At 44.9% G+C, this 21,835-nt stretch carries 20 protein-coding genes; 12 read left to right on the forward strand and 8 right to left on the reverse strand.

What is annotated here, in order from left to right; all coding sequences use genetic code 11:
• Nucleotides 1–144: 144 nt before the first annotated feature.
• Nucleotides 145–651, forward strand: a complete 507-nt coding sequence (locus HMPREF1493_RS01025; RefSeq protein ID WP_035427122.1) for a bifunctional nuclease family protein — start codon at nucleotides 145–147, stop codon at nucleotides 649–651.
• 145 nt (nucleotides 652–796) lie between these two features.
• On the opposite strand, the gene gyrA is transcribed toward HMPREF1493_RS01025, so the two are convergent.
• From gyrA to HMPREF1493_RS01060, 7 genes are all read right to left on the reverse strand, one after another.
• Complete coding sequence (gene gyrA / locus HMPREF1493_RS01030) at nucleotides 797–3,559, reverse strand: DNA gyrase subunit A (protein WP_484914718.1); 2,763 nt, start codon at nucleotides 3,557–3,559, stop codon at nucleotides 797–799.
• 62 nt (nucleotides 3,560–3,621) lie between these two features.
• Nucleotides 3,622–5,565 carry a DNA topoisomerase (ATP-hydrolyzing) subunit B gene (gene gyrB, locus HMPREF1493_RS01035; protein WP_035427124.1) on the reverse strand — a complete coding sequence of 648 codons (1,944 nt, stop codon included), beginning with the start codon at nucleotides 5,563–5,565 and terminating at the stop codon, nucleotides 3,622–3,624.
• A 160-nt stretch (nucleotides 5,566–5,725) separates the two neighbouring features.
• Nucleotides 5,726–6,259 carry a hypothetical protein gene (locus tag HMPREF1493_RS01040; protein ID WP_035427125.1) on the reverse strand — a complete coding sequence of 178 codons (534 nt, stop codon included), beginning with the start codon at nucleotides 6,257–6,259 and terminating at the stop codon, nucleotides 5,726–5,728.
• Nucleotides 6,252–7,343 (reverse strand): DNA replication/repair protein RecF, encoded by a 1,092-nt coding sequence (gene recF, locus HMPREF1493_RS01045; RefSeq protein WP_035427126.1) that lies wholly within the window; start codon nucleotides 7,341–7,343, stop codon nucleotides 6,252–6,254. Before recF ends, HMPREF1493_RS01040 begins: the two co-directional genes overlap by 8 nt.
• Nucleotides 7,344–7,358: 15 nt before the next feature.
• The gene (gene dnaN / locus HMPREF1493_RS01050; protein WP_035427127.1) at nucleotides 7,359–8,459 is read right to left on the reverse strand and encodes a DNA polymerase III subunit beta; all 1,101 of its coding nucleotides are present in this window, start codon (nucleotides 8,457–8,459) and stop codon (nucleotides 7,359–7,361) included.
• A 233-nt stretch (nucleotides 8,460–8,692) separates the two neighbouring features.
• Nucleotides 8,693–10,222: a chromosomal replication initiator protein DnaA gene (gene dnaA / locus HMPREF1493_RS01055; RefSeq protein WP_035427128.1), complete on the reverse strand. Its 1,530-nt coding sequence runs from the start codon at nucleotides 10,220–10,222 to the stop codon at nucleotides 8,693–8,695.
• A gap of 83 nt (nucleotides 10,223–10,305) precedes the next feature.
• The gene (locus HMPREF1493_RS01060; RefSeq protein ID WP_035427129.1) at nucleotides 10,306–11,184 is read right to left on the reverse strand and encodes an ATP-binding protein; all 879 of its coding nucleotides are present in this window, start codon (nucleotides 11,182–11,184) and stop codon (nucleotides 10,306–10,308) included.
• A gap of 362 nt (nucleotides 11,185–11,546) precedes the next feature.
• Between HMPREF1493_RS01060 and rpmH the strand changes: the two genes are divergently transcribed.
• The 9 genes from rpmH (at nucleotide 11,547) to HMPREF1493_RS01105 (ending at nucleotide 16,517) form a co-directional block, all read left to right on the forward strand.
• The gene (gene rpmH / locus HMPREF1493_RS01065) at nucleotides 11,547–11,681 is read left to right on the forward strand and encodes a 50S ribosomal protein L34 (protein WP_003148884.1); all 135 of its coding nucleotides are present in this window, start codon (nucleotides 11,547–11,549) and stop codon (nucleotides 11,679–11,681) included.
• A gap of 11 nt (nucleotides 11,682–11,692) precedes the next feature.
• Complete coding sequence (gene rnpA, locus HMPREF1493_RS01070) at nucleotides 11,693–12,016, forward strand: ribonuclease P protein component (protein WP_035427130.1); 324 nt, start codon at nucleotides 11,693–11,695, stop codon at nucleotides 12,014–12,016.
• A complete protein-coding gene (gene yidD / locus HMPREF1493_RS01075; protein ID WP_035427131.1) occupies nucleotides 12,013–12,249 on the forward strand; it encodes a membrane protein insertion efficiency factor YidD in 237 nt (78 codons plus the stop codon). The genes rnpA and yidD overlap by 4 nt, the downstream gene beginning before the upstream one ends.
• A gap of 20 nt (nucleotides 12,250–12,269) precedes the next feature.
• Nucleotides 12,270–13,028, forward strand: a complete 759-nt coding sequence (locus HMPREF1493_RS01080) for a YidC/Oxa1 family membrane protein insertase (protein WP_035427133.1) — start codon at nucleotides 12,270–12,272, stop codon at nucleotides 13,026–13,028.
• 87 nt (nucleotides 13,029–13,115) lie between these two features.
• Nucleotides 13,116–13,700, forward strand: coding sequence for a Jag family protein (locus tag HMPREF1493_RS01085; RefSeq protein WP_035427134.1), 585 nt, complete (start codon nucleotides 13,116–13,118; stop codon nucleotides 13,698–13,700).
• Between the two features lie 102 nt (nucleotides 13,701–13,802).
• Complete coding sequence (gene rsmG / locus HMPREF1493_RS01090) at nucleotides 13,803–14,561, forward strand: 16S rRNA (guanine(527)-N(7))-methyltransferase RsmG (protein WP_035427136.1); 759 nt, start codon at nucleotides 13,803–13,805, stop codon at nucleotides 14,559–14,561.
• 63 nt (nucleotides 14,562–14,624) lie between these two features.
• Entirely contained in the window at nucleotides 14,625–15,425 is an 801-nt protein-coding gene (locus HMPREF1493_RS01095) for a ParA family protein (protein ID WP_035427137.1), read from the forward strand.
• On the forward strand, nucleotides 15,418–16,278 hold the full coding sequence (locus HMPREF1493_RS01100; protein WP_035427138.1) for a ParB/RepB/Spo0J family partition protein: 861 nt from the start codon (nucleotides 15,418–15,420) through the stop codon (nucleotides 16,276–16,278). The genes HMPREF1493_RS01095 and HMPREF1493_RS01100 overlap by 8 nt, the downstream gene beginning before the upstream one ends.
• Nucleotides 16,278–16,517 (forward strand): hypothetical protein, encoded by a 240-nt coding sequence (locus tag HMPREF1493_RS01105; RefSeq protein WP_035427140.1) that lies wholly within the window; start codon nucleotides 16,278–16,280, stop codon nucleotides 16,515–16,517. The genes HMPREF1493_RS01100 and HMPREF1493_RS01105 overlap by 1 nt, the downstream gene beginning before the upstream one ends.
• A gap of 107 nt (nucleotides 16,518–16,624) precedes the next feature.
• Here HMPREF1493_RS01105 and rlmN read toward each other — a convergent pair whose 3' ends face one another.
• Nucleotides 16,625–17,743 (reverse strand): dual-specificity RNA methyltransferase RlmN, encoded by a 1,119-nt coding sequence (gene rlmN / locus HMPREF1493_RS01110; protein WP_035427142.1) that lies wholly within the window; start codon nucleotides 17,741–17,743, stop codon nucleotides 16,625–16,627.
• A gap of 99 nt (nucleotides 17,744–17,842) precedes the next feature.
• Between rlmN and HMPREF1493_RS01115 the strand changes: the two genes are divergently transcribed.
• Nucleotides 17,843–18,802 (forward strand): D-alanine--D-alanine ligase family protein, encoded by a 960-nt coding sequence (locus HMPREF1493_RS01115; protein ID WP_035427144.1) that lies wholly within the window; start codon nucleotides 17,843–17,845, stop codon nucleotides 18,800–18,802.
• Nucleotides 18,803–18,813: 11 nt separating this feature from the next.
• Nucleotides 18,814–21,831: a helicase C-terminal domain-containing protein gene (locus tag HMPREF1493_RS01120; protein ID WP_035427146.1), complete on the forward strand. Its 3,018-nt coding sequence runs from the start codon at nucleotides 18,814–18,816 to the stop codon at nucleotides 21,829–21,831.
• Nucleotides 21,832–21,835: the final 4 nt, after the last annotated feature.

Genomic DNA, 21,835 nt, shown 5'->3' on the forward strand with positions numbered 1-21,835 from the left:
AAAAATAATACCTCCATACTTCTCGTAGGTCAACACTTTTTTTGTTTTGTTTTAAAGTTTCTTGAAATTGGGTATGAAAGCAGAGCAGAGAGTCGTAGACTATCTGCCCAAAGATTGATAAATGGCGTGCTATTTGGAGTATTTGTGTCACTAAAGCGGATGGACATACAGACGGTTGTTGTCGGAGGAGGACCCATCTCTTCCGTTATTGTCCTGCGTCTTCATGACCCACGCGGGGTCTCCACACTCAGCCTACCTATTAAGATTGGCAACATTGAGGCATCTGCTATCAGCCTTGGTATAGACCAAGAGTCTACTCAGAGACCGCTCACGCACGATCTTCTCCGCTCCGTTCTTGATTCTCTGGATGCAGACATTAAAAGTGTGCGCATTGTAGGTGTCCATGGCACCACGTTCTTCTCGCAAATTGAGCTTATCTCTAAAGAGGGAGAACATATTTACGTGGATGCTCGTCCGTCAGACGCAATTGCGCTGGCAGTAAGAACAAACGCTCCCATCTTTGCTGACGAGAGCGTTCTAGAAATTGCTGCTGCTCCAGATTTTACTGATGTCGAGAAGGACGTTCAGGCCCAAGAGCTTGAGGAGTTCCACCAGTTTATTGAGGATGTCTCTCCTGAGGATTTCTCATAAGTCCTGCTCTATGGTTTACTTTTAAACAATTGACGTATCTTTTATATAAAAAACATTACCGTTAGCGTGTTGTTTTTCTCGGTAAACGAAAAAAGCTCAGGAGAATTACCTCCTGAGCTCTTCAAATTACGTATTGCTGAAATGCTTATTCGTCATCATCCAGCAATGAATCGTCTAGTACTTCCTCTTCATCTCCGAGGTCAACAGACTCTGCCTCGTCAGCATCGCGAGCGCCTGCTGCCATCAGATCAAGCATGCCTTGGTTCTCTGCGTGCTTAGGAGCCTTCTTTTTGTTGGCAACCATACGGGCAACTGCAGAAACAACGTCAGTACCAGAAAGGTTCATAACCTTGACACCCTGAGTAGAGCGGCCAAGCTTGGAGATGTCGCCAGCCTTGACGCGGATTACAACGCCCTCCTCGGACATGATCATAATCTCGTGCTGAGGACCAACAACGCGGCAGGCAACCAGGTTACCCTTCTTCTCCGTCATTGTGATGGTAAAGACACCCTGTCCACCACGCTTGTGAACTGGATACTCAGAAATTGCCGTACGCTTTCCGTAGCCCTTCTCGGTAATAACGAAAAGGTCACCGTTGCCGTTGGTAATCTCCATGCCAAGCATAGTTGCATCGCCCTTGAGCGTGATACCACGAACGCCCGAGGTACCGCGTCCCATGCTTCTTGCCTCTGCCTCGTCAAACAGAATTGCCTTACCGTCAGAGGAGCACAGAACAACCTTGTCACCTGGGTGGACACGACGGACGTTAACAAGCTCGTCGCCATCCTTAAGGTTGATTGCAATGAGGCCGTCCTTACGGGTACGGTCGTACTCAGACATTGCTGTCTTCTTGACCATTCCCTGCTTAGTAGCAAACATCAGGTAGTTATCTTCTGGGAAGTCGCGGGTAGTAATGACTGCCTTGACCTTCTCGCCCTCTGCAAGTGTCTCGATGACATTGATGATAGCGCTGCCCTTTGTAGTTCTACTACCAACAGGAAGTTCGTGGACCTTGAGGCGATACACCTTACCAAGGTTGGTAAAGAACAGCACGTAATCGTGGGTAGAAGCAACAAAGAGGTTCTCGACAAAATCGTTCTCTTTGAGAGAGACTCCCTGAACACCCTTGCCGCCGCGCTTCTGAGAACGATAAATCTCAACAGGAACGCGCTTTACGTAACCTGCGTGAGTAACGGTAACAACCATGTCCTCTTCAGCAATAAGATCCTCGACGTCCAGGTTCTGAATGTCCTGGTCAGAGATTTGCGTACGACGCTTATCAGCATAGCGGTTGGAAATCTCTCGGAGCTCATCGGCAATAACAGCCAGAATCTTTTCCTCGTGAGCGAGAAGATCCTCGTAGTAGGCAATATCAAGTCTGAGCTGGGAAATCTCGTCAACAAGATCCTGACGAGCAAGACCGGTAAGGCGGCGCAGACGCATCTGAAGGATTGCCTCGCCCTGAATCTCATCCAGGCCAAAACGCTCGTTCATGCGCTTCTTTGCCTCAGCGTCATCCTGCGAGCTGCGGATGATGTGAACAATCTCGTCAATGTTATCAACTGCTGTCAGAAGGCCTTCCAAAATGTGGACACGCTTCTGTGCCTTGTCCAGGTCAAACTCAGTACGACGGCGTACAACATCAATCTGGTGATCAATGTAGTGACGAAGAATCTCGCGAAGAGAAAGGGTACGAGGAACACCGTCAACCAAGGCCAGGTCAATGATGCCAAAGTTGGACTGGAGCTGAGTCTTCTTGTACAGGTTATTCAGAACAACCTGTGGAACAGCATCACGTTTGAGATCCAAGACGATGCGCATACCCTTACGGTTGGACTCATCGCGCATGTCAGAGATGCCTTCGATTTTCTTCTCGTTGACTGCCTGAGCAATCTTCTCCTGAAGAAGACCTTTGTTAACCTGGTAAGGAATCTCGGTAACAACAAGGCGCTGGCGACCGCTCTTGACCTGCTCAACGTGAACCTTTGCGCGGACCGTAATAGAACCGCGACCAGTCTCGTAGGCATCCTTGATGCCCTGAGTGCCCATGATGATGCCGCCTGTTGGGAAGTCAGGACCAGGTAGAACGGTCATGAGCTCCTCAGTGGTAACGTCAGGGTTCTCAATCATCATGCAGACAGCGTTAGTAACCTCACCAAGGTTGTGAGGAGGAATGTTGGTGGCCATACCAACTGCAATACCTGAAGAACCGTTAACCAAAAGATTTGGGAAACGAGCAGGAAGAACAGCTGGCTCTGTCAGAGACTCATCATAGTTTGACTGAAGATCAACGGTGTTCTTGTTAAGCTCTGCCAGCATCTCCATAGCACTTCTGGTTAGACGTGCCTCGGTATAACGCATTGCTGCTGGTGGATCGCCGTCGATAGAACCAAAGTTTCCGTGACCATCAATCAGAGGAAGTCTCATTGAGAAGTCCTGAGACATACGGACCATGGAGTCATAAATAGCGGAGTCACCGTGTGGGTGGTACTTACCCATGACTTCACCGACTGCCCATGCAGACTTCTTATGTGGACGGTTTGGCGTAATGCCAGCCTCGCTCATTGCGTACAAAATACGGCGGTGAACAGGCTTAAGACCGTCTCGAACATCTGGAAGTGCACGAGCAACAATAACGGACATGGAATACTCGAGGAAGGAAGTCTTCATCTCTGAGGACAAATCGGTTGGCTTAAGCGTGCCACCGTGGATGTCTGAGAGGTCAAGACGAGTACCAGCTTCATCAGAGATAATGTGTGAAGTTTCTCCCGTTATGAGATTTTCCCCAGTCTCTGGGTCAAACTCGTCAGAGTCTTCTTCTACCTCGTCATCTTCGTATTCTTCATCCATATCGTTTTGTGCATCAAGGCCTTGATCCTCGTCTGCGCCAAAAAGATCATCATTCATATTTTTATCGTCTGCCACAAGTTACCCTTTCATTTTCTGTCTAATGATTTAGCGAGAAACCATTAAATGTCCAGGAAGCGGACGTCTTTTGCATGTGTTTGGATGAAGTCTTTACGCTTCTCAACCTGATTGCCCATAAGGTCAGAGACCGCGCGATCAGCTGCAAGAGCATCATCGATGGTTACCTTAAGGAGAATGCGGTTCTTTGGCTCCATAGTGGTTGCCCAAAGCTGCTCTGGATCCATCTCACCAAGACCCTTGTAGCGCTGAATGGTGTACTTGGTGTTGTCCTCATACTTCTTTGTCTCAAGAGCAAGTTCTTCATCGGTATAGATGTATTTACCGTTCTTTTTACCCTTTGGCTTAATCTGATACAGAGGAGGCTGAGCAACGTAGATATAACCTGCGTCAATCATTGGCTTCATATAACGATAGAAGAAGGTAAGCAGAAGAATTCTAATGTGAGAGCCGTCAACATCGGCATCGGTCATGATGACAATCTTGTGATAACGAGCCTTCTCAATATTAAACTCATCTCCAACGCCCGTACCAATAGCGGTAATCAGCGAAGTAATAGTGTCAGAAGAAAGTGCGCGGTGAGCCTGTACGCGCTCAACGTTCAAAATCTTTCCGCGAAGTGGAAGAACTGCCTGGATAGAACGGTCACGTGCCATCTTTGCAGAACCACCTGCGGAGTCACCCTCGACGATGAAGAGCTCGGTCATCTCTGCATCGCGAACGGAGCAGTCTGCAAGCTTTCCAGGAAGAGCAGCTGACTCAAGAAGTCCCTTACGGCGTGTTGCTTCACGAGCTTTACGAGCAGCAAGACGGCCTTTTGCAGCCTGAGATGCTTTCTTGAGAATCTCTTTTGCCTGATTTGGATGCTCTTCCAGGTACTCTGAGAGACCCTGAGTAACAATCTTGTTGGTGAGAGTTCTCATGTAAGAACTACCAAGCTTTGCCTTTGTCTGTCCTTCAAACTGAGGATCTGGCAGCTTAACTGAAATAACAGCAGTTAAGCCCTCACGAATATCGCCGCCCTCAAGCTTAGGATCTTTCTCTTTAAGAATTCCCTGCCTGGTGCCGTAATCATTTACTACTTTAGTAAGAGCAGTACGGAAGCCCTCGAGGTGCATTCCGCCTTCCTCAGTGAAAATGTCGTTTGCAAAAGAAAGAGTTCTGTCACTGAAGTCAGTATTCCACTGAATAGCAACCTCTACCTCACCCATCTGAGACATTGGAGCGTCAGGGTCTGACTTACCTTCAATATAGATAGGGCGAGAAAGTCCTGGTAAAACGGTTTTCTCGTCATTAAGATACTTAACAAAATCTATGATACCGCCAGCATACTGGAAATCAACCTGACGAGGAGTAAGCTCACGCTCATCAACAAGAGTAATTTTAAGGTTCTTGTTAAGAAATGCGGTTTCCTGGAGACGATCACGAAGCGTATCAAAGTTATACGTAGTGGTCTCAAAGATCATGTCGTCTGGCCAGAAGGTAATGGTAGTACCGTTAGATTTTGAGGTGCCAATTTCCTTCATCTTCTGAACAGTTTTACCGCGCTCAAAGACCATCTCGTAGATTTTGCCATCGCGCTTAACCTGTGCAACAAGTTTCTTTGAAAGAGCGTTTACAACAGAAACACCAACGCCGTGAAGACCACCGGAGACTTTATAAGCGTTGTTATCAAACTTACCACCTGCGTGAAGGATAGTAAGAACAACCTCAAGAGTTGGAATCTTTTTCTGGGGGTGAAGGTCTACAGGAATACCACGACCATTATCTTCAACAGAAATAGAGTTATCTGGATGGACGGTGACCTTGATTTTGGAGCAATAACCAGCCATTGCCTCATCGACTGAGTTATCTACAATCTCCCAAACAAGGTGATGCAGACCAGAAGCTGAAGTTGTACCAATATACATACCTGGGCGCTTACGAACCGCCTCAAGGCCTTCAAGGATCTTAATCTCTGTACCGTCATACTTATTTTCTTTTGCCACGTAAGTCCTCTCTTCAATTGTGAGCGGAATGATATAGGTATTTTACTATGAAATCGCCAAAATCAACTCGGCACAGAGAAATTTCATTGTTTAAACAGTAATATTTGGTATCTGAGAGGCTCTGTAAAGAGATTTAAGGACAGATTAGTGACAGATTAGACTAAAGACTCTTTTTTTGTCTAAAACTTGCTTCAATCGCTTTATAAGCCGTTGACTTAAGTGGCTCAGAAAGACCAGAAACTAACTCAGAAATTTGCGATTTTTCTTCCGCAGTAAGTTCTGGAAGAACTTTCTTCTCAGCTTTTTGGCCCTGAAGTTGCTCTTTTGAGGAACCGTCTTCTTTACCAGCATGTCTGTTGTATTTGTCCAACTTAAATTCAAGGTCTGAGAACTCCAGGCCTTGCTCTGAGAGCCTGGCTCTATAAATTTCTCTCTGTGCAAGAAAATCAATCATGCACATACGATTATCTACATAGACGGTAAGTACAGGGTACTCTCTACCAGCAACTTCTCTAACAAATACGCCGGTTGTATGTTCTGTCTCTCTTTCACCATTTGCTTCAACCCACGCAAGATAGGCGCGACGATTTTTTGACATACTCTTAGAATCTCTGAAGGTTCCAAGCAGAGAACTCATTAAATCTTTTGCATATTTATTGCCACCGCGCGCAGGTGTTTCTTGTTGATTATTCATCGCTAAACCTAACTATCTGCGCTTTCTCTAAAATCTCTTCAGAGAAATAACCAAGGTTGGTAGTTGTAATTACGGTTTGGATGTCGTGGAATGCAAACTCCATAATGGCTTTTCTGCGATTTTCATCCAACTCACTCATCACATCGTCTAAAAGCAGCAGGGGTTTCTCGCCAAGTATTTCTTCTGAGAGTAAAACTTCTGCCATTTTAAGTGCTAAGACCACCGTTCTAATTTGACCTTGAGAACCAAAATTTCTAGCGTCTTTACCCTCAATTAAAAACTCAACGTCGTCTCGATGAGGTCCTTTTGTACTTTGCTGACGACGAATATCATCCGTGCGAGCTTTACTTAAAGCCTTCAAGAATTGATCAGTAATTTCTTCTCTAGAAGCTTCAAGAGATACCTCTCCAATTGAAGAAATATAGTTCATTTCTAGGTGTTCTCCACCAGAGAGTTCCTGGTAGATCTCACATGTCTTCTTTGCCAGGCGATCAAACAAATGAATTCGTGCATGAAGAAGCGTAGCCCCTCCTCTTGCAAGTGAAAGATCCCACGCATCAAGCAAGTTTTCATCTGGCCAATCAGATTTAAGCAGCTTATTTCTTTGTTCAACTGTCTTGGTATATGCCGAGAAGACCTTGAAGTAGCTTTTATTTGCCTGGCGACCAAAGTCATCAAATTCTTCTCGACGATACGATGCACCACCTTTAATCATTGAAAGGTCATCGGGATTAAAAAGTACCGACATCAGTGTTCCGGAAATATCTGCAGCCTGACATTTCTTACCATTCTTTAAAAATTGACGGCGGCGTTCTGTAATGATGCAGGTATTTTCTAGCTTTCTTCCATCTCCTGTAAGAGAAATTTCTATCTTTGCCTCAGAAGTACCTGTAAGAAGGAGCTGTGATGGTGTGGGCTTTCTAAATGAATACCCAGCAGTAAGGAGTTGTAGTGCTTCAACAGTATTTGTCTTACCTGCAGCATTCTTTCCTACAAAAATAGTAGTTTGTGCAGATAAATCTATTTCTTTCGAAGAAAAACAACGAAAGTTATACAGCGAAACATGTTCAACTTTAAGTCCCACACAACCCCTATCAAATTAGAGGCGAACAGGCATCAGAAGATACAAGTAGTTAACCTTGCCGTTTGATTTAAAAATAGCTGGCTGAGAAGGACCTTGAAGCTCAAGACGTAAAAGATCCTTAGAAGGGGCAGCATTTACACAATCAAAGACATAGTGATAGTTCAAAGCGATTGAAAGTGAATCTCCTTCAATTTGAGCCTCGATATGCTCGGAAGACTCACCTTGATCTGGTGAGGATGCAGAGAGCTTAACTTCTTTACCATCGGCATCAACATCAAAACGAACTGAAGGATTTGCGAGTGCAATAACAGAGACGCGTTTCAGGGCTGCGGAAAAATCTTCAACGTTGATATCAACTGACGCAGTGCAAGACGTAGGAAGTAGCTGCTTATAGTCAGGGAAATGACCTTCAATCTTACGAGAGATGTGAGTGGTGTTTCCAAACTGGAAGACTACCTGATTGTCTGTAGTACCAATCAAAACCTTCTCAGTCATGCTACGCATGGAAAGAACATCATGGAACACTTCACCAGAGATAATTGCAGTAAAAGACTCCCCTGCTGGAGTATCTGTGTTGGAATCACAAACGGCAAGACGGAATGAGTCAGTAGCAACAAGACGAATAGTGTTGTCCTCAACAGTGAGAGAAATTCCCTGAAGAATAGGACGAGAAGCTTCCTTAGAAGTTACGCGATACACTTTATCAACCATAGTTGATAGAAGCTGACTTGGGAGCTCACAGGTTTTCTCAAGATCAAACTCTGGGAATTGAGCCCAGTCGTGAGCAGAAAGAGTATTAAGTCTAAAAGACGAACGCTGGCATATCACAGAAAGCGTACGCTCTCCACCCTCAAAAGTAATTGCAGCATCAGGAAGATTTTTAACAATGTTCTGGATAACTTTTCCAGAAACAACTGTTTCTCCTTCTTCTTCTACGTTTGCTGCAATTTGATGCTTAATAGAAATAGTTAAGTCGCTGGATTGTAACTCAAGCATGCCATTGAATGCTTTGAGGTAAATGCCAGAGAGAATAGGAAGTGTTGTATTAGAACCAATGCCTTTAGAAACAATATCAAGTGCCGTCTGGAGAGCGGATTGACTTACGGTAAATTTCATGACGACCCTTTCTATTATTTCTTAGATAAGAATAAAAATATCGTAGTAATAATAAGCTATGTTGAAAAGAAGAAAGCTTTACATTTCTAGAGGTAGAAATGTGTTTCTAGAGGGCAGATTTGTTTGCTTATTTTTGACATTCATAAACAAAGTAAAACTCCCCCTCTTAAACTCTCAACAACAAACCATTACTTCTCTTCATCAATTAACACCTTACTAACAGGTTTTAAACACTAACTTTGTTCAAGGATAGTCTTCTTAAGTTGAGAAATTTGATCATAGAAACTTTTGTCTTCTTTGATTCTTTCTTCTATTACCTCGATGCTGTGCAAAATAGTTGCGTGTTTTCTTCCACCAAAATGTTTACCAATATTTACCAGTGTGTATTGGCAAAGGTCGTGAGCAAGATAAATTGCAACGTGACGAGGTTCTGCAATCTCTTTATTTCTCTTGTTACCAACAATATCTCGATGACTAATGCCATAGATATTTTCTACAACTTCTTGGACCTTCTCGATATTTACGGTCTTTGAAACGCGGCGCCAGAGCGTGTCTGCAATCTTATCGATTTCTTCCTGTTTAATATTTGTGCCAGATTCTTTTGCCTTAATCTGACCAGTTACACAACGATTACAGAAGCCTTCAAGTGTTCTAATACTTTGACCGGCTTTGTCAGCCATGTAGCGACGGATGTCCTCTGGTAAATCATCTGCAGTAAGAGAAGAATTTCTCTCTTTAAAAGCTCGGTCGCAGAAGACATGAATAAGATTGAGTTTCATCTCGTAGCTTGGAGACTCAATACCAATAACAATGCCACCACTCATACGAGAAGTAATACGATCATCAAAGCCGTCAGATCCCATACCAAGCTGAGCAGGTGTTCTATCTGCGGCAAGAATAATTTGCTTACCCCTATCAATAAGAGAGTTAAAAATATTAAAGAAGAAGTTAATAGTACCTGCTTTACCAGCAAGTTTTTGGACGTCATCGATGATAAGAACATCAATGTTTTGATAGTTGTTACTAAGTTCTGTCGCCGCGTTTCCTGATGCGTTTTTACGAACTGCATTTACGTAGTCATCAACAAAGGCATCTGCATCTTTGTAAACACAAACGCGTTCGATATCTTCAGAGTTGATGTAGTTTTGGACCGCACGTAGAAGGTGAGTTTTTCCAAGACCACTTGCACCGTAAATAAACAGCGGGTTTGCCTTACCTTTTGCGTCGTTTGCAACATTTAATGCATGTTGATGTGCAAGCTCATTCTCGTCACCAACAACAAAGCGATCAAACGTGAGGTTTGAATTGAAAGATGTCTCCTCATAAAGAGGATTGCTCTTACGACGCTTTAAGGTCTGCTGCTTTAATTCTTCAAGGCTTTGTTCCTGGGATTCAAAATCTTGAATCTGCTCTGGAACAACTGCTTGTATAGGAGCAGTTTTTTGCTTCCAAACATTGAACTCTTGAGGAGTCATTGTGGAAGTAGTGGTAACAGGAGTAGAAGACTTTGTAAGAGTAAGGCTTAAAATAATGTCTTCAAAGGCTGCTGCCGAAAGACATCTCTCAACAATCGGAAGATTCTTAAGAATACGGTTATATGCCAAGCGCATTGGTGTCTCAGCACACAGTGAGTTATCTTCAACTTTAATTGGAGTGCAGGTTCTCAACATAGCGATAAAAGCCTCTGGTTGATTCTCTTCAACCAAGAGGTCAATCGCGTCTTGCCACAGAGCTACTGCGTCTGAATCAATTGATGCATCCATACGTGTCCAATCAAAATGTTGAAAATTGGGACACCTAGTATAGAGGAATGTTGATAACTTTCAGCGAATAATGTTGAGAAACTCTATGAAAGGAGCGTTTCTCCAATAGTAGTGAGCTTATATTTCTGCCCAACTTTTCCGATTATTCCTATGTTTACCAGCGATTTTAATTCTCTTGACCACGTTGGTGTTGAAAGTCCATAGGTACTTGTTAACTCTGTTGCTCCAACCCATTCATGTTCAGAGAGATATTGAAGAACTTGTTTTGCTCGATCTGTAAGTACCAGATTAGGAAGCTGTGTAGCTGGCTGTGCAGCTGGCTGTTGAGATACAGCCTGCGGAGCATCTGAAACTGTCTGTTGATTCTGATTTACAGGTAATTCCTCAGCTTCTTCTTGAGTTGGAAGCGTCTGAATGTGCGCATCTTTAGAGCGGCGTGTTGACAAGGTAACAATGGTTCCGCCAGAGATATTGTCTTCGAGGGTAAGACTTCCACCCTTCTCAACCATGTATTGTTGAGCATAAGGAAGGCCAAAACCAACGCCTCTAATAAACGATTTCATCTCTTCTGTTGCAGAAGAAGTACCAAACTCAAGAGCTCGATTTTTCTCTTTAATACCAGGTCCCTGGTCTGAAAACCTAATGGTATTTCCGTTATCCATGATTGAAATTGTAGGCGCTACAAATCGAGCGTGAATGAAATTTTCCACAATCTCACGCATAACCATAAAAGGAATTTTTCCACCCTGCTCGTGAGCAAGCTGGTTAACGGTTGCTGCAATCTCGTCAAGATACGAACGAACATCTTTAGGTTCTACAAGAACAACGCGAGGTGCTGCGGCTTTATCGTCATACACTGCAATACGCGCAGCATAACGGACGGTGAGAGAATTATCAGAACCAGCGTCTTTTTCATTCTGGTTTGTGTTTTCCTCAACAAAAGGAAAAAAATCTCTTGCCATGACACCCCCTTTTCAACAATTGTTAAACAAATGAAGAAAACTTTTCGGTTTCTTTCACGATGAATGAAAGTTTTCAACAAGTGTAAAATATCTGTAGATAACTTTATATCTTTGTGAAAGACGTACTGAATGATAGTAGCATTTAACGGATATATTTCAGCTTACAGAAATATTCCTTTCAACAAATTTCTTCACTTATTACAAGTGAAATTTTCAATTTGTGCGATTTTCTCGCTAGGTTTTTGAATAAAAAAGAGAAAAAGTTGAGGTATTTGCGTAGAAAATTTGACAGGTACCCATAAACGCGAGTACAATCTGTAGGCTTTTTAATCGATACCGTACCCGTTCGGGAGGAAATAGCTATGAAGCGTACCTACCAGCCAAATAAGCGCAAGCGCGCAACTACCCACGGTTTCCGTGCACGTATGGCAACTAAGAATGGTCGTGCCGTTCTCGCTCGTCGTCGCCTTAAGGGCCGTAAGCGCCTCACCGTCTAAGGAATGTTTCTGTGAAGACCATTAAATCTCATTCAGAGTTTGAAAGGGTCTTCTCTGCGGGGAAGAGGGCTCAAAGTTCTGTTCTTCGTATACGAGTAGCACCATCCACTGAGGCACATCCTTCCGAGGTAGCCTTTGTAGCTCCAAAAAGATTAGGTAACGCCGTATTTAGAAACAGGTGTAAACGCGTTCTGCGCGAAGCAGCTCGAAAGAGCGGTTTACCTGTGGAGGGATACGGCATTATTCTCTTTGCGACTAAAGATACACACAGCACTAATCCTGCTGATATAAGTGTTTCTTTGGATGCTTTGTTAAGAAAGACAGGGGTCAAATGAGCGAGAAAAGACAAGACTCTTTTCTCGCAAACTTGTTCCTAGGTGCTATTCGTTTCTATCAAAGAAACATCTCTCCCCTTTTTAAGCCGCACTGTATTTATCGGCCCACTTGCTCCGAATATGCAGTTCAGGCCATACAAAAGTATGGTGTTAAAAAGGGAAGTTGGCTTGCTCTTAAGCGTATTGCTCGCTGTCACCCTTTTCATAAGGGAGGATACGATCCCGTTCCGTAAAGGAACGCACCGGAGGAAATATGTGGGATTGGATTGTTAACTTTCTATACACAGTCTTAGCGGGACTTCAATCATTCTCGGGAGACTGGGGTATGGCAGTTATCCTGCTTACCATCATTATCCGTATTATCCTGGTTCCAATGACCAACAAGCAGACGGCCTCTATGGCTCGTATGAGCGTTGTTCAGCCAAAGCTCAAAGAAATCCAGGAGCGCTATGCTGATGATCCAGTAAGACAGAACGAAGAAATGCGTAAGCTTTACGCAGAGATTAACTTCAACCCACTTGGTGGTTGTCTTCCTTTGCTTCTGCAGTCCCCTATCTTTATTGCACTCTTTACCGTTGCAAAGATGGTTCCAGTAGACTCTCGTTTCTACAACATTCTTCCTTCTATCGCACGAGCAACGTCTGACATTTTTGCTGTTGATGGCCTTGTTGCTGCTATCCCTTACATAATTTTTGTTCTTCTATTTGGTCTTACTACCTTCCTTTCCATGGCAGTAAACGCTCGTACAAGTTCCGGTGAGCAGCGTACTCAGCAATACATGATGGGTGGCATGATGACCCTCATGATGCTCTGGTTTGGTTGGACTGTGCCAGCAGCTGTTCTTCTCTACTACGTTACTTCTGGTATTTGGCAGCTTGCTCAGCAGCAGCTTATTACCAAGCGCATTATGGAAAAAGAGAAGCTTAAGGCTGAGGCTCAGATGGCTAATAAGCCAATCGAGGTTGACGTGGTGAGAAAAGAAAAGAAGCCACGCCCTCACAAAAAGGCTTAGTAGCTGGGCTTAAACAAAATAACTTTTGTTTACAGAATTTGTTACCGTAGATTATAGTTAAATTTTTTATATTGACTGGAGGACGACATGGAGGATGAGACTTTCGTTTCTGAGCCAAACGCTCTTAATGAGTCTCCTGTCGTTGATTCACAAGACGAGTTTGTTTCAATTCGAGAGCATTTTGAAGCAGGAATTCAGCTTACTGATGCTGAGATGAATAAGATTGCTGATACCGCTGTCTTTTATCTAAGAGAGCTTCTCTCCTTCTTTGGCGAGAATAGCTGTGCAATTGACGAGTATGACGGTGAAGACGGTGAACTCATTCTTGATGTAACCGGTGGAGATCTTGCAATTCTTATTGGCCGTCACGGCAATACGCTTGAGGCTCTCCAGATGGTTCTTTCATCTTTGATGAGCGCTAAGCTTCACTTCCACTATCCAGTATCTGTTGATGTTGAAAGCTACAAGAGCCGTCGTCGCAATAAGCTTCAAGAGATGGCACTCTCTGCTGCTGCTCGTGCCAAGAAGACTGGTAAGGTTTCTCTTGCTCCAATGAGTGGCTATGAGCGTCGTATTATCCACATTGCACTTCGAGATAATCTTGAAGTTACAACACACTCTGAGGGTGATGATCCATACCGTCGTGTTGTTGTTACAGCTATTAACAGCTAAGAATTCTCACAAGCTTTACTAATTTGATGAGGAAGGTTTACGCCTTCCTCTTTTTTTGTGACAATTCTTCTTGTAACAAGAAGTTTTGTCACAGGAGAAGCAATGTCTGAATCAGAGAAGTCGTTATTCGATTCAAAAGAGAATGTACTTAAAGAACTTCTCCTTACCTATGGGATCGATTCAACTGAGACCCAAAGAAGACAACATCTCAAGCACATTGAATTGCTAATCGAGATTAATAAAAACCTCAATCTCACAAGAATCACTTCAATTGATGATGCAATGGTTCTTCATATACTTGATTCTTTATTACCACTCAAAGTATGTAATGAGTTTATATCTGGAGCTCAAAACTATATTGATATTGGTACCGGTGGAGGCTTCCCTGGACTGCCTCTCGCAATCATGAGTGATAACAATACATTGCTGGTTGATTCTATTGGAAAAAAGGTCAACGCTGTACAGTCAATGATTGATGAGATTGGTCTTGGCGAGAGAGTCAGAGCTGAAAAGCTTCGTGCTGAAGAAATTCCAAATGACTATAAGCAGAGGTTCAATTTTGTTACTTTCAGAGCCGTTGCAAAAACAAATATTCTTTTGGAGTATGCAGAGCCTTTCTTAGCTCCACAAGGTACCCTTATAGTAATGAAGGCCAACGTTGATGAGATAGAGCTTCAGGATGCCTCTCAGGCAGCCAAAATTTTTGGGTATGAAAATGTTTCACGTGAAACATTTGAATTACCAAACGATCTTGGTCATCGTGAAATTCTTCTTTATAGAAAAGTTGAAAAAAGCAAAATTAAACTACCGAGAAAAACTGGAATGGCTAAATCAAATCCGTTTGTTGCAAGAAGAGACTAATTGTGGAATGTTTCACGTGAAACATTCTGTATTATTAAATAAACTTGGTCAAACGGAGGATAAATGAGCTACAAAGACCTTTCGAGGGGATTTCAAGATAGAGATCCTAAAGTACTTGCTGTAATTAATCAAAAAGGCGGAGTTGGAAAATCAACTACCGTAATTAATCTTGCAGCAGCGCTAGGAGAAACAAAAAAGAAGGTTCTAATTATCGATTTTGACCCACAAGGTAATGCAACAAGTGGATTTGGAATTGATAAAGAGGAACTAGAAGCTGATATCTATGATGTAATCCTCAACGAAACACCGCTTGAAGACGTATTACAACAAACAGTTCAGAAATACGTGACTATTGCTCCTGCTACCATTCAACTTGCTGGTGCAGAAATTGAACTTGTCTCTGTAGAATCAAGGGAAAACATATTAAAGCAGGCAATTGACCAGGTTAAAGACTATTTTGACTACATTTTGATTGACTGCCCACCATCACTAGGTCTTTTAACAATTAATGCCTTAGTTGCAGCAAACAGCATTCTTATCCCAATTCAGTGCGAATATTATGCACTAGAGGGCGTAACTAAGATTGTTGAATCGATGAAGATGGTTCAAAAGCAGCTCAATCCAGATCTTGATATCTTTGGTGTAGTAATGACCATGTTTGATAGCAGAACTTCCCTATCTAAGCAGGTTGTAAACGAGGTATCAAATTACTTTGGTAACAAAGTGTTTAAGACGTTTATTCCAAGAAATGTCAAAATTGCCGAAGCACCAAGTCATGGTTTGCCAGTAACCATGTATGCCCGAATAAGTATGGGCGCACTTGCATACAACAAACTTGCAAAGGAAGTGAATCGTCGTGGTTAAAAAATCAGGACTTGGTAAGGGCCTTAACTCGCTCTTTAGCGAGGTAGATGCAGAGGTCGGTAATAAAAAAGAAGCTACAACACTTCCCGTGAAGAAGATTAAGCCAAATAAAGACCAGCCTCGTAAGCACTTCGATGAAGCTGAACTTGCCGAACTTAGTGATTCTATTAAGCAAAACGGTATTCTCCAGCCGCTTCTTGTTCGCGAGAAGGGCGATCATTATGAGATTGTCGCCGGCGAGAGACGCTTTCAGGCTGCAAAGCTTGCACAATTAGAAGAAGTTCCTGTCGTAATAAAGGCAATTTCCGATGAGGAAGTATTCAAGCTAGCTCTAATTGAGAATCTACAGAGATCTGATTTAAGCCCAATCGAAGAAGCTCAAGGCTACAAGCAGTTAATTAAACAAGAGAACTTAACTCAAGACGACTTAGCCAAAGTGTTGTCTAAGTCTAGGTCTGCAATTACAAATACTCTTCGTTTGCTGGACCTTCCAACAGAAGTTCAAACTTTGATGGCGGAGGGGCGTATTAGCGCTGGACATGCCCGTGCGATTCTTTCTGTAAGCGGAAAAGAAGGAAGAATTAAGCTTGCCCAGAAAGTAATCGAAGAAAATTTGTCGGTTCGTCAGACAGAAAATCTTGCTCCACTATTTTCTGTCACAAATGTTGAGAAACCAAAAAGACAACCAACTCCACAGGCATATAAGCGTGCAGCAAGGCAACTAAGGATTGCTCTGGATACTCCAGTTAAAGTTCGAAACGTCCGCGGCAAGAATAAGATCGAAATCGAATTCGATGACGAGGATGAACTTGCTGCACTAGTGGAAAAGCTCTTAAACGTTAAAGAAGCATAATGAAGATAAAGTTTGCAATCATATCGGGCGTATCATTACTAGGAATAGCTTTTCTCGCCAAACATGCTTTGTTGACTAAAGAGGCACAGAGAAGCTTTCTTCATGCAATGAGAAGATCGAGAAGAGCACTTGATGCAATTCTTGATGATTATTCAGGCAGCGGTAATAGGAAAAGCGCGAAAAACATTCTATCTCACCAAGCGAGGGTGGAAAAAGAATGGTTAAATGCAATTCAATAGAACATACGTTCTATATACGAACTAAAAAGAAGGGGTCCCTGAGGACCCCTTCTTTGCGTTGAACGCATGAAAAGTTCTTATATAAGCGCTATCTATATAAGTGCTGTTTAGCGTGCGTTTCTTTTCTGGAAAAGCTGGCCGCAAGCTGCATCAATATCAGATCCACGAGAAAGACGAATAGTTGCTTCAACACCAACAGAGTTAAGGCTGTTTACAAACTCCTGGGCACGAGCAGGGGAAGTTGGATGGAATTTTGATCCCTCAATCTCGTTAAGCTGGATGATGTTGACGTGGCAAAGTGTTCCTCGACAGAAGTCCCTTAGGGCACCAAGCTCATTGTCGGAATCATTAACGCCCTTAATCAGCGCATATTCATACGTTGGACGTCGACCGGTCTTATCGACATACTCTCCCATAATGTCGTACAGGTGAATAAGCGAGTACTTACGTACTCCCGGCATAAGAGAATCGCGTGTCTTTTGAACTGCGGAGTGAAGCGAAACGGCAAGCGTGAATTGCTCTGGCTCAGAGGCAAAACGCTTAATCATTGGAATAACACCGCAGGTAGATACCGTAATATGGCGAGCACCAATGCCAGCTCCATCGGGGGAGTTGAGGCGTCTCATGGCTGCAAGAGTGGCGTCGTAGTTCATAAAAGGCTCGCCCTGGCCCATGAGAACAACACTGGTTACACGCGCGTCAAAGTCGTCACGGACATGCATAACCTGCTCGTAGATTTCACTTGCAGAAAGGGAACGAGTGAGGCCAGCGGCGCCCGTAGCGCAGAAAGCGCAGCCCATGGCACAGCCCGCCTGCGTGGAAGCGCAGACTGAGAGCTTGTTACCGCTTGGCATACCAACGCATTCAACAGACGTGCCATCAGGGTAGCGAAGCAGGTATTTGCGGCTTCCGTCTTCGGAAACCTGACGAACAATCTGCTCAGCGCCAGCAAGAGTTACCTGCTTAGACAGTTCTTCTCGCAGTGTTTTTGGAAGATTGCTCATCTGATCAAAAGAGGTAGCACCTTTAGACCAGATCCACTCTTCAATCTGCTTTGCGCGGAATTTTGGCTGGCCAAGTGAGGTAACAAGCTCAAGAATTTGCTCTGATGAAAGGCTTCTGAGGTCAGATTTAGCGGCAGCTTTCTGTGGACGAGAATCGGGCGCGGAAGTGGTTGCACCGTCAACCGTGGTGTTTGTGCCGTCAAGAGTATTATTTGATTGCATTTTTGTCCTTCTCCAACTCTTCTAAGCTATCTGCGGTATCTTAGAAGAAATACGTTTACTAGAGTTTACCCTATGGGAGACTTATCTGAAGGAGCGGAAATGACACGTGAAGAGCTAAAAAAGCTTCATGTAGCAGTTGTTTCAGGTGGCTGGTCAGACGAGCATGAGATTGCAATGGAGTCTGGCAAGCAGTGTGCAGCAGCACTTAAAGAAGCTGGCTTTACCAGTGTTGACCTGCTTGATGTTGCAGAAAAAGACTTTGTAGTTACCCTTGCTCAGGGCGGTTATGATGCCGTGTACGTTGCTATGCACGGCCGTTTTGGTGAGGATGGCTGCATCCAGGGTCTTCTCGAGATTCTGCACATTCCTTACACGTTTTCTGGCGTCCTTGCGTCTGCTATGGGAACTGAAAAAGAGCTGTCGAAGCTCATGTATAGGCAGGCAGGCGTTCCAACTCCTAAGGGAATTGACGTTGCTGCAGGTACCGTCTTTACAGATGAACAGGTAGACAAGCTTATTGAGGACCTCGGACTCCCTATGTTTGTAAAGCCTTCTGGCAATGGCTCCAGCTACGGCGTTACGCGCGTTACTTCGCGAGAAGAACTTCCCGCTGCACTTGAACTTGCAGGCGAGCAGGGTGAGCGCATCCTAATCGAGGAGAGCATTGAGGGAACGGAGATTACCGTTCCTGTTATTGGCAACGAGGACCCAACAGCTCTGCCAATCGTTGAGATTGTTACGGGCGATGAGTTCTACAGCATTAAGACAAAATATGAGCCAGCATCCCTGCACCATGTGATTCCAGCTCGTCTTGAGCCTGCAGTATATGCACGTGCTCAGGAGCTAGCTATCAAGGCTCACAATGCACTTGGTTGCCGCGGCGTTTCTCGTAGCGACTTTATTGTTACGAAGGACGGCGTCCCAGTGGTACTGGAGACAAATACCATTCCTGGTATGACTGCCCGTTCTTTGCTGCCTGATTCTGCACGTACCGGCGGCATTGATTTCCCTGAGCTCTGCACTCGCTTTATTGAGTTTGCACTTGAGGATCGCCAGTAGATTTGTAGGTTATGACCAGCACTAAAAGCGCTACACAAAAACTAGAAGAACTCATTCTTCCAGGTACCCCCTCTGCGGTTTGCAAGAAGTATTTAGAACTTGCAGAGAGGGCGGAGCACGAGTCGTTTGATGTCTTAGAGGACGACATTGTTGTTTTGGATACCGAGACAACAGGTCTGTCCTTTAAGAAATGCTCCCTTATTGAGATTTCTGCTGCTAAATTGAGTGGTAGAGAGATTGTGGAGCGCTTTCAGACTTTTGTTGACCCGGGGTGTCCAATTCCAGAAGAAATTACGGCCCTCACTTCAATCACCGATGAAGACGTTAAGGGTGCGCCAAGCGCAAAGGAAGCCGTTGCTGCTCTTGCAGAATTTGTTGGCGGTCTTCCGATTTTGGCACACAACGCCACCTTTGACCGTACGTTTATTGAACGGGTGCCCGGCGGAACTTCTGTATCTGACACCTGGATTGATACGCTGTCGCTCTCACGCATAGCGCTACCTCGACTTTCTTCACACAAGCTTTCCAGCATGGCAGAAGCGTTTGGCACCATGAAGGTTACGCATCGCGCAAGTGACGACGTAGATGCTCTTTGTGGCATGTGGCGCATCTTGCTTTTGGGACTTATGAATCTGCCCCGCGGTCTTCTCGCCAAACTGGCGTCAATGCACGACGGCGTGGAGTGGACGTTTAGGCCAATCTTCTCGTATTTGTCGCAAATGAAGGAAGAAGAAGCAGTTCAGCGCGGTGTTGCAAAGAAAGATGCAACAGGTGCCGAACTTGCAGATGCAGAGATCTCGGGCACGTTTTTCTCGCTCAAGGACATTCGCGCCCAGCTTGTTGCCGACATAAAAGCAAAGGCGAGAAGAGACGCGGATGACCCAGAGACGCCTGCCATGCTGCCTATTTCTAAAGATGAGATTCATCGGGCATTTGCTAAGCCGGGTGTTGTCTCACAGATGTACGACAAATTTGAGACACGCAGCGAGCAGGTAAGTATGTCCGTTGAGGTCAGGAATGCGCTGGTAACTTCTTCGCATAGAGAGCTTGAGGCGGGGACTGGTATTGGCAAGTCGATTGCATACCTGTTGCCTGAGGTGCTTTTTGCGCAGAAAAATGACGTTACCGTAGGCATTGCTACAAAGACAAACGCCTTGACTGACCAGCTAGTTGCTCATGACCTTCCGGCCCTTGCACGAGCGTTGCCAAACGGATTGAGTTTCTGCAGCTTAAAAGGATACGAGCACTATCCGTGCCTGCATCGCGTTGATAGGGCTGCTCTTGAGGAACTTCCGCTGACGCTGCTTGATCAGGAAGGGCGCTCGAGCAACAGCGTTGCGTCTGACATGCTGACCGCAATTGCGGTGATTTGTGCCTACGCGTGTCAGTCGGCTGATGGCGATTTGGATGCGTTGGGGATTCGCTGGCGCTCGGTTCCACGAGAGATGGTAACTATCAAAGCAGCGGAGTGCCTGCGCTCTAAGTGCCCGTATTACCCTCATGAGTGCTTTGTTCATGGAGCTCGTAAACGTGCGGGATCTTCGGATGTTGTGGTAACCAATCACTCTCTGTTGCTCAGAAACGTTGCTGCTGACGGAAAAATTCTGCCACCTATCAGACATTGGGTGATTGACGAGGCTCATGGCTTTGAGGCTGAGGCTCGCCATCAGTGGGCAGTAGAAATTTCTGCCAAAGAGATGAGAAACGGCTTTGAGCTGCTTGGTGGAATTAAATCCGGAGCCATTCATGCCGCTATGGTAGGCGCCGCTAATCTTGAAGATTCTACGCTGCTCACCGGTCTTCTCACGCGCTCTGCAGCCGCAGTTCAGAGAGCCATGGCAGCAATGGGCAACCTTATGGCCACCGTTCATGAGCTGGCTCCATTGGCCAAAAGCGACGGCGGCTATAACTCTCTTCAGCTTTGGATTAACGATGAGGTAAGAGAGACAGAGGAATGGAAAGAGGTCTTGGAGACCGCTTCCGTTGCTCTTTCTGCTCTTGAAGAAGCGGCGCTTCGTATAGGAAAAACCACCGAGGCGCTCATTGCATCAGCTCCAAACCTTGCAAGCAACTTGAGTGAGGCGGGGGTGTTCTTGAGCACCCTTCTGGAGTCGTTGAAGCTCATTTGCGAGGGAACAGACAAGAGTTATGTCTATTCAGCAAAGTTGACTCGACTGAAGCGTGATATTGGCTCTGAGGCTCTTGTGGCTGAGAAGCTTGATATTGGTGCAGAGCTGGCAGAGAAGTGGCTGCCGGAGACGCATTCCGTTGTGTTTACCTCGGCGACCATTGCCGTTGGAGATGATTTCTCGCATTTTGAGCACGCTGTTGGCCTGGATAGAGGCGCCTTTGAACACAAGAGTTTGCACTTAGACTCTAGTTTTGACTACGAGAACCATATGGCTGTCTTTGTGGCCGAAGACATGCCTGCACCAACTGATCCAGGTTACCTAGACGCTCTGGAAAAGCTGCTATACGACGTTCATGTTCAGATGGGCGGCTCGGTGCTGACGCTCTTTACCAACAGACGCGATATGGAGCGCCTCTATGAAGCGTTGGAGCCACGCTTGAGTGAGCAGGGCCTTAATCTTGCCTGCCAGGAGCGCTCTTCTTCTGCTCGACGTGTTCGTGAAAAGTTCCTAGCCGAAAAGAACCTCTCGCTGTTTGCTCTTAAATCGTTCTGGGAAGGCTTTGATGCTGCGGGAGACACGCTTAGGTGCGTAGTAATTCCTAAGCTTCCGTTTGCAAGCCCTAATGAACCGCTGGTCAAAGAGCGCGAAGCGCGAGAAGATCGTGCGTGGTGGCGTTATTCTCTGCCAGAGGCGGTAATTGCAACAAAGCAAGCTGCTGGTCGCCTTATTAGAAGTGCTGATGATAAGGGCGTTTTGGTGCTTGCCGATTCCAGGCTGGTGTCCAAGCGGTATGGCAGCTCATTCTTAAAATCGCTGCCCAACAAGGACTACCAGCGCGTCTTGACAAAGGACATCTCCGAGCAAATTGCCAAGTGGCGAGAAGAACACGACGCGTAGCAGG

Source organism: Atopobium sp. ICM42b (assembly GCA_000564995.1).
Taxonomy (GTDB): domain Bacteria; phylum Actinomycetota; class Coriobacteriia; order Coriobacteriales; family Atopobiaceae; genus Lancefieldella.

Excerpts from the sequence above, each read along its gene's own strand:
- gyrA (WP_484914718.1), bottom strand. The coding sequence starts at position 3,559 with ATGAATGATGATCTTTTTGGCGCAGACGAGGATCAAGGCCTTGATGCA.
- HMPREF1493_RS01040 (WP_035427125.1), bottom strand. The coding sequence starts at position 6,259 with ATGAATAATCAACAAGAAACACCTGCGCGCGGTGGCAATAAATATGCA.
- dnaN (WP_035427127.1), bottom strand. The coding sequence starts at position 8,459 with ATGAAATTTACCGTAAGTCAATCCGCTCTCCAGACGGCACTTGATATT.
- dnaA (WP_035427128.1), bottom strand. The coding sequence starts at position 10,222 with ATGGATGCATCAATTGATTCAGACGCAGTAGCTCTGTGGCAAGACGCG.
- HMPREF1493_RS01060 (WP_035427129.1), bottom strand. The coding sequence starts at position 11,184 with ATGGCAAGAGATTTTTTTCCTTTTGTTGAGGAAAACACAAACCAGAAT.
- rpmH (WP_003148884.1), top strand. The coding sequence starts at position 11,547 with ATGAAGCGTACCTACCAGCCAAATAAGCGCAAGCGCGCAACTACCCAC.
- yidD (WP_035427131.1), top strand. The coding sequence starts at position 12,013 with ATGAGCGAGAAAAGACAAGACTCTTTTCTCGCAAACTTGTTCCTAGGT.
- HMPREF1493_RS01080 (WP_035427133.1), top strand. The coding sequence starts at position 12,270 with ATGTGGGATTGGATTGTTAACTTTCTATACACAGTCTTAGCGGGACTT.
- HMPREF1493_RS01085 (WP_035427134.1), top strand. The coding sequence starts at position 13,116 with ATGGAGGATGAGACTTTCGTTTCTGAGCCAAACGCTCTTAATGAGTCT.
- rsmG (WP_035427136.1), top strand. The coding sequence starts at position 13,803 with ATGTCTGAATCAGAGAAGTCGTTATTCGATTCAAAAGAGAATGTACTT.
- HMPREF1493_RS01095 (WP_035427137.1), top strand. The coding sequence starts at position 14,625 with ATGAGCTACAAAGACCTTTCGAGGGGATTTCAAGATAGAGATCCTAAA.
- HMPREF1493_RS01105 (WP_035427140.1), top strand. The coding sequence starts at position 16,278 with ATGAAGATAAAGTTTGCAATCATATCGGGCGTATCATTACTAGGAATA.
- rlmN (WP_035427142.1), bottom strand. The coding sequence starts at position 17,743 with ATGCAATCAAATAATACTCTTGACGGCACAAACACCACGGTTGACGGT.
- HMPREF1493_RS01115 (WP_035427144.1), top strand. The coding sequence starts at position 17,843 with ATGACACGTGAAGAGCTAAAAAAGCTTCATGTAGCAGTTGTTTCAGGT.
- HMPREF1493_RS01120 (WP_035427146.1), top strand. The coding sequence starts at position 18,814 with ATGACCAGCACTAAAAGCGCTACACAAAAACTAGAAGAACTCATTCTT.